The 12902-nt window shown below is 58.4% G+C and carries 8 protein-coding genes and 4 pseudogenes; 5 read left to right on the top strand and 7 right to left on the bottom strand.

Annotated features, from left to right (window positions below; genetic code table 11):
- Positions 1-181 precede the first annotated feature (181 nt).
- Positions 182-481: pseudogene (locus tag H7847_RS27375) on the bottom strand (IS5/IS1182 family transposase); the annotation flags it as partial.
- 402 nt (positions 482-883) lie between these two features.
- Here H7847_RS27375 and H7847_RS16985 point away from each other — a divergent pair.
- Positions 884-1468, top strand: a complete 585-nt coding sequence (locus tag H7847_RS16985; RefSeq protein ID WP_227270678.1) for a hypothetical protein — start codon at positions 884-886, stop codon at positions 1466-1468.
- A gap of 195 nt (positions 1469-1663) precedes the next feature.
- Positions 1664-2633 (top strand): annotated as a pseudogene (locus H7847_RS16980) (IS110 family transposase).
- Positions 2634-2787: 154 nt separating this feature from the next.
- On the opposite strand, the gene H7847_RS16975 reads toward H7847_RS16980, so the two are convergent.
- A complete protein-coding gene (locus H7847_RS16975; RefSeq protein ID WP_227270677.1) occupies positions 2788-3555 on the bottom strand; it encodes a hypothetical protein in 768 nt (255 codons plus the stop codon).
- A 203-nt stretch (positions 3556-3758) separates the two neighbouring features.
- Positions 3759-4436, bottom strand: a complete 678-nt coding sequence (locus H7847_RS16970) for a calcium-binding protein (RefSeq protein WP_406676017.1) — start codon at positions 4434-4436, stop codon at positions 3759-3761.
- A gap of 376 nt (positions 4437-4812) precedes the next feature.
- On the opposite strand from H7847_RS16970, the pseudogene H7847_RS26800 reads away from it, so the two are divergent.
- A pseudogene (locus H7847_RS26800) lies at positions 4813-5751 on the top strand (alpha/beta fold hydrolase).
- A gap of 185 nt (positions 5752-5936) precedes the next feature.
- On the opposite strand, the pseudogene H7847_RS16955 reads toward H7847_RS26800, so the two are convergent.
- Positions 5937-6686 (bottom strand): annotated as a pseudogene (locus H7847_RS16955) (IS6 family transposase).
- Between the two features lie 126 nt (positions 6687-6812).
- Here H7847_RS16955 and H7847_RS16950 point away from each other — a divergent pair.
- Together H7847_RS16950 and H7847_RS16945 are read left to right on the top strand one after the other, a co-directional pair.
- Positions 6813-7982 (top strand): benzoate/H(+) symporter BenE family transporter, encoded by a 1170-nt coding sequence (locus H7847_RS16950; RefSeq protein WP_227270674.1) that lies wholly within the window; start codon positions 6813-6815, stop codon positions 7980-7982.
- 548 nt (positions 7983-8530) lie between these two features.
- Positions 8531-8917, top strand: coding sequence for a response regulator (locus H7847_RS16945; protein ID WP_227270673.1), 387 nt, complete (start codon positions 8531-8533; stop codon positions 8915-8917).
- 155 nt (positions 8918-9072) lie between these two features.
- On the opposite strand, the gene H7847_RS16940 is transcribed toward H7847_RS16945, so the two are convergent.
- The 3 genes from H7847_RS16940 to H7847_RS16930 form a co-directional block, all read right to left on the bottom strand.
- Entirely contained in the window at positions 9073-10464 is a 1392-nt protein-coding gene (locus H7847_RS16940; RefSeq protein WP_227270672.1) for a mechanosensitive ion channel family protein, read from the bottom strand.
- A gap of 118 nt (positions 10465-10582) precedes the next feature.
- Positions 10583-11755, bottom strand: coding sequence for a DUF2254 domain-containing protein (locus H7847_RS16935; protein ID WP_227270671.1), 1173 nt, complete (start codon positions 11753-11755; stop codon positions 10583-10585).
- A gap of 19 nt (positions 11756-11774) precedes the next feature.
- On the bottom strand, positions 11775-12848 hold the full coding sequence (locus H7847_RS16930; RefSeq protein WP_227270670.1) for an AI-2E family transporter: 1074 nt from the start codon (positions 12846-12848) through the stop codon (positions 11775-11777).
- Positions 12849-12902 lie beyond the last annotated feature (54 nt).

Here is a 12902-nt window from a genome sequence, read left to right as displayed (position 1 = left end):
CGGTTCGAATTCGAACCGTGCGCCGAGACGGGTTGGCACACCCACGAATACGACGGGACTGTTGCATTAACCGCGCGTAGTTGAACATCTGCGGGTTTTGCCCATGCGGTCACGCGGCGGCGTTGAACAGCCGAAGGATGAATTCGATCTCGCCTCGGACCCCTGGTTGCTTGTGATGAATATCCGCAGCCAGCCAGTCTGGTTTAATGCCGAACCGCTTCTCGGTGCGATCCAGCACTGTTTGTGAGGCACGAAGTTCTGCCTGACGGATTGCACGTGTGGCTTCAACGTCCATGATTGCCGAGCTTTTCGTATCGATCAGATAGTTTGTGGCATAGGTAAAGTAGGGACGACTTTCTTCGGTATATGTCCATTAGACCGCCGGATCAGACTTTGCGGCAAACTTTGGCTGGACAGCTGAGGCGGCACCGAAGGCCGCATCGTCAAGCGTCTCGAGATACTCTACAGGGCGTGCGCCCCGACATACATTGGACCGGTGGTACAAACACTATCGCCTGCATGCCAAAGACGGCGGGCTGGTAAACACCGAAACCCGCAACGTCGATCTGTGCCAAGATCTGGCAACGACAAAAGAGGCAGAACAGTTGCGCCTGCCTGAAGGCGCGCCAGTTGACCGGATCAGGCGCCCAATCGCTTGTAAGGCGTGTAGAAATCAGAACTATTGGCGCCTTCAGGCGGGGGTTTGGTAAAGCCGGAACGTCAGCAAGATGGCTTGGGGGACAGCGATGAAAAAGAAACATCTTTGCGGTGAAAGCTGGTTGCCTGCCCGGTGTCTCCGGCGTGGATCGGTAGGTAGTTCAGGTGTCTGAGCGGCTGAAGATCGATCTGTTAAACGAGGCGTCTGTCCGGGCATCCGGGCGCCGTGCCTTTGGTCTCGTCCCGCAAGACCCTGGCGCTCATGGCCTATCTGGCCCTGACCGGACAGCCCCATCTGTGCGAGTTGTTCTTTCCTGATACCAACGACCCCAAAGCTTCGCTGCGCTGGTTGCTCAGCAAACTGCGCCAGGCGCTGAACACCCAAGCGGAGTGTATCAAGACACCCGGTACCTCGGTTCTGCTTGATCCTGATCTGATCGATCTTGACGTTCATCAAATCCAGGCGGTGCATGATGCCGTAGCCCCTACCACCGCGGAGTTGTTGCGTGCGGCGGAGCGGCTGTCGCACAAGCCGCTGTTGGGGCTGGAGCTGTCCCGCAGCGATGACTACGTGCTTTGGCTGATGGGGGAGCGTGAACAGCTCCAGAGCCTGCGAACAAGTATCTTTCAGCGGCTGGTCACCGCCGAAGATGTCAGTGATCAGGATGCCGTCAAATGGCTGCGCACGTGGCTTCGGCTCGATCTCTATTCACACGAGGCCCCCCGGCTCTTGTCACAAAAGCTTACTGATCTGGGCCTGCAGGATGAAGCCGCGACCGTGGCACGAGAGTATACCGCGCTTGTCTTATGAATTGGTGGCTTCGTTGGTAGAACGGAGCCATCGCCCGGCACGGCATTTATACCGGGCGATGGCGGGGATGGATCGGAACCGCGCCGGTTTTGGGAACCGTCCTAGAGTGTGATTGTCCCCGTCTTTTCCGAGAGGCCTGAACGGATACATGGGGGCTGATATTTGCCCCGAATGACAAGCATAGGACAGGAAAAGATGACGAAGCATACCATCGGAGTGGACATTTTAAAGGACCAGTTGGACATCCACGTGCTACCAAGCGGCGAGGCGATGACGGTCAAGAACTCCGGTCACGGGTTCAGGAAAATGGTGCGGCGGTTTCGCGAGCTTGATCCGACGATCATAGTCTTTGAGCCCACTGGCTCTTACCATCGTGCCTTCAAGCAGGCCATGCATGCACGCAGCGGGGTTTGCGATCCACGGGGTCAATCCACTTTATGCGCGTCGCTTTGCCCAGGCGGTTGGTATTCTGGCCAAAACGGATCGAGTGGATGCGGCGTTGCTGGCTCGGATGGGTGCGGCTCTTGAGTTGCGACCCCAGCAGCCACAGTCGGAAACGGTCGTTCTTCTTCGCGAGTTGGCCATGTCACGACGTGGGCTTATGAAAGAACGCACCGCGACTCTGAACCGGCAGAAGGTGCTGAGCCATCCTCTTCTGAAGCGGCAATGCGCTGCGCGCCTGCGGCAGATCGAGCGACAAGTGAAGCAGCTCGATGCGGAGGTCGCCAAGGTCATTCGCGCTGACGAACACCTGCACCGTCGCGCGAAGATCCTGACCAGCATTCCCGGCATCTCAGATGTGACTGCCTTCACGTTGATGGTCGAAATGCCAGAACTTGGGACGCTTTCGCCTCCTCAGATAGCCAGCCTGGCAGGCCTTGCACCGATGACCCGAGAAAGCGGCAAATGGAAAGGCAAGTCGTTCATCCAGGGCGGCAGGGCAATTCTGCGTCAGTCGATGTATATGTCCGCGCTGGTCGCCACACGCTTCAATCCGGACATGCGGGCGTTCTATGAAAGGCTCATCGCCGCCGGAAAGCCTGCCAAAGTCGCCATCACGGCGGTCATGCGGAAACTGATGATCTTGGCAAATGCTTTGGTTAAGGCCGACAGAACGTGGGAACCGTCACCGTACCGACTCGATCCTTCGCAGCACAGGCCATGAACTGAAAGGATGTGTGAGTCGGCCGCTATTCGCTTCTCGGCCCCTGCTGACGCTGTTACGCTGCTCAAGCAGCGTAACAGCGGTCGCATCGACCCAACAGGTCAGGTTCAACGGACGGGCACGCTACATTTGAAATGCGGAGAGAAGGTAACGGTTACCCGTTGGAAATCTCAACACCATCAAAAATCACCGTAAATTCGCCGTTCTCAAATCGAGCGCGATGCATCTCCGTATAGCTGTCTTTGAGAGCAGTCATGTCTGTCACATCGGCGCTTTCCAGCGATTTCGACATCATATCTGAAGCAACTCCGTTGGTTTCCGCCATTTGGAAACCAGCAAGGTTGATGCGAACTTGTACACTTATGGCGTAGTCCACCGCTTTCTGCCGGTCTTCTGCTTTGGACATATCAAGACCTTGCAGCTCTTCGGCCTTGTTTAGACCGCCCATGCCGTCTGATAGCTTCAACGAGTAAGACTGATCGAGGTTGAGTTCTTTTGCTTGCGAAGTAGCCATGCCCATCGCGAACTCCGCAAACAAGGCAGATCGATTAATGTTCAGAACATCTTTCGGCAGCTTAGAGCGCGTGAGTGAACCTAAATCTCGAAACGTTTCAGACTCGCCCAACGACCTTCCGAGAGCTGCTTCCAAACCAGCTTTGGCCTGCGCCTTAACTTCTGAAAACTCATTCTGGTAGGTTTCTGTGACGGCATTGATCACACGTTGCGCCAGGCTTGGTTGTTCCTTAGCCGATTTTTCAGCGCGGCGATCAGAATATATACCTTTGAGCTCAGGTGTTGCCTCTACGTACCGCGTTGAAGCTGATGTATACAATTCTGCCGGGCTTGGTTGTTGGGTCGCTGGTTGCCCGCTAGCTGTACCCAATAGTTGAAGCGCGACTGCGCTTGATGACATGATCTGCATAGTTCCCACTCCTTGCTCAACAAAGTCATCATGCACAGACTTATTCTACCGAGATTAATATCACCTGTACGCAAGGAGGAAATTCTGCCCTTTCATTTGCAAAAAGAACCATCCGGCACGGCAAAAAACTGTTGTGGTTCAGACCACTAACAAGGGAAATGCGGATTTGCTTAAAAAAATTTATAGCAAATCCGCAGTATTTCTCAAGCTATGAGAAAGTCGCCATTAGTGTCTGTACTAAACGACAGCAGCGACTCATCCAAATCTTCTATGTAGATGAAGTGGTTTCCAGGAGCGGCGGTGTTGTAGGACCACACCATCGCTCCATCCAAAGGAACACCAAACACGCCACTGAACAATGCGGCGTCGTAAATCTCCACGTTCGTGTAGTTAACACCAGCATCGACAAGTCGGAGGTTATCAGTCCCGTCCACAAAATCCGTGATCTGGTCAAACGTGTTTATTTCCACGCCCAGATCAAATCGGAACTCGTCCGCCCCGGAACCGCCGGTGAGCAAGTCGCCACCAGTTCCGCCTTCCAGGATGTCATCATCGGAGCCGCCGTTCAGCTCGTCATTTCCACCAGCACCGAACAGATAGTCATCACCGCTGCCGCCGAAGATGAAATCATCGCCCGTAGCAAAGGTCGCTTCGTGCTGATAGTCGCCATACAGGAAGTCGTCCCCGGCATCACCGCTGACCGTATCGTCACCGTCACCCCCTTTCACGATGTCATTGCCTCCGCCGGAATATAGCGCATCGTTGCCGTCGAACCCGCGCAGGTGGTCGCTCCCGTTGAGCGTGAATATTGTGTTGTTTGTCGCGCTGGAGGTTGAGCCGGAGACACTGTAGCCAGAGTTATCCGGAGCGGTCCAGTTTATTGAGAAGTCGCCACTATTCTCAAAGAGGCTGTTCCCTGGCGCGAAAGAAGGAGTGAATGTTGGTGTCAGAGTTATATGGGTTCTCCATGTCGAATGAGCCTCCTGTGTCCGTAGACTAGGTTAACATAACCTTCTGAAATTAATAACAATTTTAGACAACTCGTGATTTTCGCTTACCCAAATCCGGCGATAGGAAGTTTTCCGCTGACATCTCCAGATTTTGGTGAAACCGCGCCAAAAGATACTTTGCTTTTGTCTCCAGAAGTGGACGCACGACGACAGGCGTTATCGCTCTTTCGTTGAGCAAGCCGCACACGGCCCGAACAGCGGCTGTCTGGACGTCCTCGTTTTTGATCAGAAAAGCGCTTGACGCACAATGGATACTCATGGGCGAAGAAGCGGTGCCCGCACCTGCCCCTCGGCGCGCGCTCTCCGCCCCGGTGCGGGCGCGTCAGTCCATTGGATTTTGCCAGGCCGTCGATGGCGTCAAGATCGCTTATGCGACGGTCGGCAATGGCCCGCCGCTGGTAAAAAAACGGCGAACTGGCTCAACCATCTGGAGCTCGACTGGGAAAGCCCGATCTGGGCTGACATGTTCCGGGAACTCGCCGCAGAGCATACCTTTGTGCGCTATGATGAGCGCGGCAACGGCCTGTCGGACTGGAACGTGCCCGAGATCAGCTTTCCGGCCTTTCTGGAAGATCTGGAAACCGTTGTCGATCACCTGGGCCTCACAGGGTTTCCGCTGCTCGGCTTGTCACAGGGCTGTGCCGTGTCGATCGAATATGCCGTGCGTCATCCGGACAAAGTCTCTGCCCTGATCCTGATCGGTGGCTACGCGGCGGGCTGGCGCATTGGCCTCTTGCAGGAGGAGTGCGAGCAGCGTGAAGTGGTTCTGACGCTGACCCGCCATGGCTAGGGGACCTCAAACCCCGCCTATCGCCATATCTTTTCGCAAACCTTCATGCACAAAGCCGATGCCGAGCGTCCGGCCTGGTTCGACGACTTCCAGCGCCAGACGACTTCTCCCGAGAATGCCGTCCGTTTTCAGGATGCATTTGGCGATATCGACGTGCGCCACCTGCTGTCCAAGGTGCAAACGCCGACGCTTGTGCTGCATGCCCGGGACGATCAGCGCATCCCGTTGTCGTGTGGTCGCGAACTGGCGGCCAATATCCCCGATGCGGAACTGGTGACGCTGGAAAGTCAAAGCCACATCATTCTGGGTGATGAACCGGCGTGGAAGGCCTGTATGGATGAAATTGCACGATTCCTGAGCACACAAGTGTCGCAGGCGCACGACAAGACGCGCTGAGCAGTCTTGGTGCGTATCGCGTTTGAGGCATGCGCAGGGTGAACGGTGACATGTTACATCATGAACCCAGACGCTCAGGCGCCGGCTTTTGGTGCTGCCCGTGCTCTTTCCCAGCGCCTCCACAGCGGCAAGCGGCTTTGTTGCGTTGATGATTTTGGGTACGGGGATTGCACTTTTGGCGTGGTTCACGCGGCCTTTTTGAACAAGCTTTCAACAGATGCGATGTCGTTCGAGACGCCAGGCGCGTTGTTGGCGAAGGGGCCTTTCTTGATTGCCCGGTATGTCTCGATGCCCTTGAGGGTGTTCTTCGCAGCGCTCAGCTTTCGGAAACTTCGCCCTGGACGCAAGAGCTGTTTCAGGGCGGCGTGATCTGCCTCCATCCGGTTGTGGAGATGTTTTCGGTCTACCTGCCGGGTTGCGTCGCCGCCCGTTGCCAAAGTTCATTTCCGCGATAACCTTGGCACGGCTGTGTGCTTTGTCCATTGACCGGCAGTGCATTGCGTCAGCAATGTCACGAGAGGGGGGATGATGCTCAGCGGTTGATAGCAACGCACTGTGTCAGTGTCCGGACGCCTGAACGCCCTTGCGGCTCTGGCGGTTCGCTTTGCGGTCAGGCGAAAATAGATCCGTTGACCTCCCGGATCCACCGCCCGCCAGAGATAACCCCATCTGCCGTTCACCCGCACGTATGTTTCATCGACATGCCATTGCAGGCCGCGCCAGGAGCGGTGCCGACCATAGGCACGTTTGCGGATCTCGGGCCCGACTGTCTGAACCCAACGATAGATCGCCGCGGAGGCGACCGTGATCCCGCGCTCCGCCAAAAGGTCACGCACGTCTCGATACGACAGGGGATATCTGCAGTGCCAGCGGACTGCCAGCAGGATAACTTCCTTCGGAAAACGGTGCGGCTTGAACGGACCGCCGCGCGCCATAGCAAACTCCATGAAGGTCAGCCTGACCCTTGCAGTCAAAACCTGCTAATGCAACAGAGCCGGTAAAACAGGAATGTTCTGCACAAACTCGCAAGGAGCGATATGATATACGGGCAGAAGGCATCCATGATCCGTGACGTTTCGATCCCGGCAATCTATATGGGTCTGCTGGCGGCGTTCGTAGGCTATTCGGCATCCTTCGCCATCGTTCTCGCGGGCTTGATCGCGATGGGGGCCACTGACGCCCAGGCCGCAACCGGACTGTTTTTTGCAACGATCGGCATGGGGATTTGCAGTCTTTGGTTGCCTGCCATTACCCGAACCCCGGTGGCTGTGGCGTGGTCTACACCGGGCGCCGCTTTCCTTGCGGCGAATGCGGCATTGCCGGGTGGCTTCGGTGAGGCTGTGGGGGCTTTGATCTGCTGCGCGGGTTTGATCGTTTTGACAGGGTTCATTCCCGCCCTCGGGCGGGTCGTCGCTGCGATCCCGAAACCGATTGCGAACGGGTTGCTTGCCGGCGTTCTGCTGAAGCTCTGTCTGGCCCCCGCGTTGGCCCTTGGCGACATTCCCCAGCTTATTGGGCCGGTCCTGCTTGCCTGGCTCATAGGGCTCAGATGGAACAGGTTGGCCGCGATGCCATTTGCGGTGATCGCCTTTCTGGTGGTTCTTTATTTTGCCGTTGACCCGTACGAAAGCCCTTTTCGAAGCAATGCCACATGGCTTCCGGCGTTCACCCCGGTTGCCCCGACCTTTACATTTCAAGCGTTCATATCTACAGCGCTGCCTCTCTATCTGGTGACGATGGCCGGTCAGAATATTCCAGGTTTTGCCGTGTTGGAGCTGAACGGTTATCCCGTGGACCGGCAGCCTCTGATCCGCAACACCGGCCTTATCAGTCTGGGAATCGCAGCGTTCGGGTCTGTTCCCGTGAATATGTCCGCCATTACCGCCGCGATGATGGCAGGTGAGGACGCGGGACGCGACCCTGCAACCCGCTATTGGGCCGCCATCACGTCTGGCATCGTGTATGTTCTGCTGGCGTTCGCGGCTGCTGTCGTGACGTCCCTTGCCAGCCTTGCACCGGTGGCACTGATCACAGGCGTTGCGGGCCTCGCGCTTATCCCCGCTTTGGTCAGCTCAGTTTCGGCAGCGTTTAGCGAACCTACGCAACTGGAGGCCCCGGCGCTGACATTCCTCATTGCTGCCAGCGGTATGACCCTCTTTGGGATAAGCGGAGCGTTTTGGGCTGTCATTGCCGGTGCGATGGTCTGGTTTTCGAAAAAAATGGCCCGTTGATGGGCGGATCGGCCGGTGTGGACAAGGTTTTAATCATCGAGGTCGCCCGTTCAAGATCAGCTCAGCATCACGCAGAATGGGTTTTATATGACATTCGTTGCATTCCGCACGATCAGGTCTTGTTTTGCGCGTTTTCGGACTGAAAAGCCCCACCGGTCGGAAACCAGTGGGGCCCTGTCTCGGCACCCTCGTCACGAGGGTGCCGAGAACGCCAGAATGTAAAGCGATCTGTCGCAGACGGGCACAAGACGAGGCAGGACGTGTGCCGGCGTGCGGATCGCTTTGACGCTTCAACGCGTGAAGCGGTAGATGAGTGGTCGGGGAAAAAACCACTCAGGTTGCAAATCACAAACGCCGGAGGCGCGGGAAAAGTTCCGGGCCTTGGGTCAGATTTCTGATGGGTCGCAACCCCGGCGCGACAGGGCAGGGGCGCGGGTCTGCGGGCCCCTTTGCAGCTAACCCGACGTAACCCAGTTGCTATGTCACAGTTTAATGCGATGTCGGTTGAGATGATCCATAATCATGCCTCTCACAGAGGGGTACGCCGCATGGATGACTGTCTTAGAGTTTTTATCATCGAACGGGATTTGTTTGTTTCTCAGGACATTGCCGACAGCTTTCGCTCAGTGAAGCCTTCGGCGGCTTGCTCGACGTATCAAAGTGTCGATGAGGCCCGTGCGGCAGCGCAAGAGGGGGCTGATCCTCAGTTGGTTCTGATGTCAGCGGGCGCCGACGGCACCTTGCGTATCACGCCGGATGACATGGCGTGGCTGCGCGCGCGCAAGATCATCACCTTTGACGTGCGCAATCCCCAGCCTGATGCAAGCTGGGCAAATCTGAGCAAACCTTTCACCGAAGAAGAGCTGATCGAGACGGCGTTTCGCATGTTCGGCTGCGGGACCGGACCCTCTTTGCCGGAACCATCGGGCGTTTGACCGCAAAGACCCGTTGCCCGGCCTTGAAGCGGTCAGGGGGCGTTCCCGTACCGTGCCTGATATCCCGCGCGCCCTGGGGCTGCCTGCATCGCGGGGCGGCATGGCGGGGCTTGTCCCCCGGTTTGACCGCGCCTTGATAAAGCGCCGTCCCGCGATCAGTTGGGGCCGAGCAGGTCGCCTTCGTCTTCAGCGGGCACGTCTGCGGCGTCGACCGGGGTGTCCGTCAGCAAATCGCCTTCGCCGGATGTCACGGCGGGTTCCTCGACGGGCGGGGTGATCTGGACCGGGGGTTGGGCAGGTTTTGGCGCGGGCTCCGAGCCGTCCAGCACCCGCACCCCTTCGGGAAAGATCACCTCGCGCGCTTCATCCGGCATCGAGATGCCCTGGTTGGTCAGGGCGGTCTTGACCGCGCGCAGCAGGGCCGATTTCAGCTTGATGGGAGAGATCACGTGGCCATTGAACCAGAAATACGTCTTGATGTTCACGGTGGCGGCCCCGAGGGCGTCCACCAGCACCATTGGCTCCGGCTCTGCCAGGACCGCTTCGTGATTTTGCAGGCAGTCGAGGATGATCTCCTGCGCCTCGGAGATGGCGGCGTCATACCCGATGCCCACCATGAAATCCCCCCGGCGGTCGGGCATGGAGGTGAAGTTTTCGATCACGTTCTTGAAGACGGTCGAATTGGGGATGTGGATCTGGTTGCCTTCGACCGAGGTGAGCAGCGTGCTGCGGGTTGTCATGCTCTTGACCGTACCGCTGAGGCCTGCAACCTGGATGAAATCGCCACGCTGAAAGGGGCGTCTGACGCTGAGGATCAGGCTGGAGAGGAAGTTCTCGGCAATGTCGCGAAAGGCAAAGCCGATGACGATACCGATAACGCCGGCGCCGCCGACGAGAGACAGCGCAAGCTGCGTCAGGCCGGCAACCTGCAGGACGATGTAGAGCCCCAGCAGGAACACGGGGAAGGCGATGGCGCGGGCGATCACCTGCCGCAGGAAGGGCGAGGCGACCCGCTCTTTCAAAAGCCATTGGGCCAGACCGGACACCAGCCGCGCGCCATACCACGCCAGCGGCAACACCAGCACCGCCAGCAGTATGAGCGGCAGCGCCGCCACCGATTTCCGCGCAAGGTTTTCCAGCTCCGCGACGGCAGGTTCAAGGGACCAGACAACGGTGTCATCGATGCGGATGCGGTTGACGACAGCCACCACGCCAGAGGTCTTGGCGGCGAGATTCTGTGCCCAGATGCGATGCGCGTCCGATGTGGTCTGGCCGTCCAGGAACGCAACACCCTGATCGACCTCGACACGGATGTCGCGGTACCAGCCGGTGGCCTGCAGGATGTCGAGAATCCGGCCCTGAATGGCGGTATCCGGGGCGACCGGGTCGATCTCGACCGGCTGTTCGGGGGCCGCGGGGGCGTCGGGGTCGGGTTGCAGGAGGGTCTGGGCACCGGCTGCGGGGACGATCCAAATCGACAGGCAGAGGCTGTAGAAGACCGCCCTTGCGCCCTCCAGAAGGTTCAGGTTCCGCCGGGCTCTTGCCATGGTGTGTTTCCTTTGTCGTTCTCTTCTTGCGGCACGTCACAATGGTAGCAGCCCTGTCCTGCACCACAATCATCATCGCGGCGGAAAACAACCCCGCCGGGCCGCAGAGGCCGGGGCTTTATGCCTCCTCCAGCGCGGCCTTGCAGCTGTTGTAATGCGCCAGTGTCAGATGATCGTTTTCGCAATAGGGAAAAGAGGCCAGAAAACTGCGGCGGAAGAGCTCTTCATAGGTCAGTTTTGGTCCGAACCGGTATTTGCCGGCGCCCTCCTCTCCGAGGCCCGCGCGGTAATGTTTCGCCGTCTTCAAGGCGTTATGCATCCAGTTTAGGCAGTTTATGGCGGTGAAGGGATCGTTGACGCCGGGCGAGAGGGCCCGTGCCAGCATCTCGACAAGCTCATCCACCAGAAACAACACGTTCTGATGCTCCGTCCGTCCCACGCCAACGGCAAGGCAACCGCGCAGCTCCGCGCAGTTCTGCTCTGATAGATCCGCATCGGCCCAGATCAGCAGGACCGGCGTGAAAGGGGTCACAAAATCACCCGGCACCTTGTCAATCCTGAAGCGCCATCCGTGGTCGTCGGCCAATGCCTCGACCCGCTGATAGTTCAGCGTCTGGATGTAGCCCGCGGCGCTCAGTGTGATTTCCTGGTCCGGGTCCCCTTTTGGCGCGCGGGGGCGGTCGGCGTCTTCCAGCGCCTCATTTGCCTCGATCAGGTTGATGATCTCACGCTCAAGCCGTCGGCCCAGGTCTGCGGTGATATTCGAGACGTTGATCGTCTCGGGCACATGGTGCACGAAGAAGATCATCGTAAAGACCGCAATCACGCTGCCCAGCATGGCGATGAGCATCGAATACTGCGGCACGAAGGCGTCGATGCCACCTGCCTCCGACGGGTCCTGGACAGCCCGCAGGATCGACAGGGCGTAGACAAAGGTGGCAATCAGGATGCCCAGGCTGATCTGGTTGCCCCTGTCGCGCATGAAATTGCCAATCAGCCGCGGCCCATAGGTACCGGCGGCAAAGGACACCGCAACGATGGTCATCGAGAACATCACACCGGTCACGCCGATCACCGATGTTGCAATGGTCGAGAGCGTGCTGCGCGCCCCATCCACCTGAGTGTCGATGATGGTGGCGGGCAGCTGGAACGGCAAAAGCTCTGTATGACGGTCCAGCCATTCGGAGACCTGGGCCAGGACCAGCGCTGTCAGCACAAGAGCGGCAGGAATGAACCAGTAGCTGGCTCGGATGTCCTGCGCCAGTTTGAGGAGAAGAGCGCGTTTCTTCACGCCGGGGTCAACTCGCGTATCATATTTTCTCAGGCCCTCGAGGATCGGCTGCCGCTAGAAAGTTGCTGATGACATTCAGCCTGTCGACCTTGTCGCAGATTACCTTGAAAACCAACAGGAAAGGAACGGCCACCAGCGCGCCGGCCACCCCCCAGAGCCAGGCCCAGAGCACAACGGTCAGGAACACGGCGACGATGTTGAGCTCCATCCGCTTGCCGATGAGATAGGGGGTGACGAACTGTGCCTCGATGGCGGTCAGGAGCTGGTAGGCGACCGGGGCCGCCAACGCCATGGTGAGGGTGTCAAAAAATATGATCGAATGGACAGCCACCAGCACGGTGCCGATGAGACCCCCGAGGATCGGCAGGTAGTTCAGCAAAAAGGCCGCGATGCCCCAGACATAGGCGTATTCCAGTCCCAGCAGCCACAGCGCGGCAAAGACCACCAGACCGAGGCCCGCGTTGATCAGCGTGATGGTCAGCAGATAGCCGGAGACCTGTCGTTCGATGTCGTAGACGGTGGTCAGGGCGTGTTTCTTGCCGCTGAGCGTCGGGAAAGCCTGCACCAGCTTGACATAGAAGAGATCGCCCGACGCCAGCAGAAACAGCGCCAGAATGAGCGCCACGCCGATGGAGGTGGCGCTGCTGGCCATGGCCGTCACGGCGGAATTCAGCAGACCGGGTTGCTGGATCACCACCTCCTGCGGGCCATCGGCGGGCGGTGCGGTCATTTCCTCGACCTGCGAGGAGGCGTCTTTCACCGCGTCGATGGCCTCGGTGACACCGCTGAGTTTGTTCTTGAGCTGCTGGGCAATGCGCGGCGCGTCATCGGACCAGGTCCGGACGGTATCGCCTGCAAAGAAGATGATCGCGCCAATCGACGCTGTTGCCAGCAGGATCAGAAAGGCGGCGGAGACGGCGGCGGGCAGCCCTTTTTTCTGCAGGTACCGGTTGATCGGGCTCAGCGTCAGGGCGAAGAGGAACCCCAGCATGACCGGCAGGATCAGGTCGCGGGCAAAATAGGCAATGACAAAGATGGCCAGGGTCGTCAGTGTCGTAATACTGCGCCTGAGCGCCTTGATATCTTCGGTCATGTCTCTTTCCCCAAAATGTACCCACGCCGTGGGGGTGCGGGTTCGCGCGGGCCG

It is taken from the genome of Roseobacter weihaiensis (assembly GCF_020622345.1).
Taxonomy (GTDB): domain Bacteria; phylum Pseudomonadota; class Alphaproteobacteria; order Rhodobacterales; family Rhodobacteraceae; genus Roseobacter; species Roseobacter weihaiensis.
Note: the sequence above shows the minus strand (reverse complement) of the source record. Positions and strands in the feature narration are given on the sequence as shown.

Bases quoted from the DNA above. Each gene is read 5' to 3' on its own strand.
- H7847_RS16950 (WP_227270674.1), top strand. From the start codon at position 6,813: ATGATCCGTGACGTTTCGATCCCGGCAATCTATATGGGTCTGCTGGCG.
- H7847_RS16940 (WP_227270672.1), bottom strand. From the start codon at position 10,464: ATGGCAAGAGCCCGGCGGAACCTGAACCTTCTGGAGGGCGCAAGGGCG.
- H7847_RS16945 (WP_227270673.1), top strand. From the start codon at position 8,531: ATGGATGACTGTCTTAGAGTTTTTATCATCGAACGGGATTTGTTTGTT.
- H7847_RS16930 (WP_227270670.1), bottom strand. From the start codon at position 12,848: ATGACCGAAGATATCAAGGCGCTCAGGCGCAGTATTACGACACTGACG.
- H7847_RS16975 (WP_227270677.1), bottom strand. From the start codon at position 3,555: ATGCAGATCATGTCATCAAGCGCAGTCGCGCTTCAACTATTGGGTACA.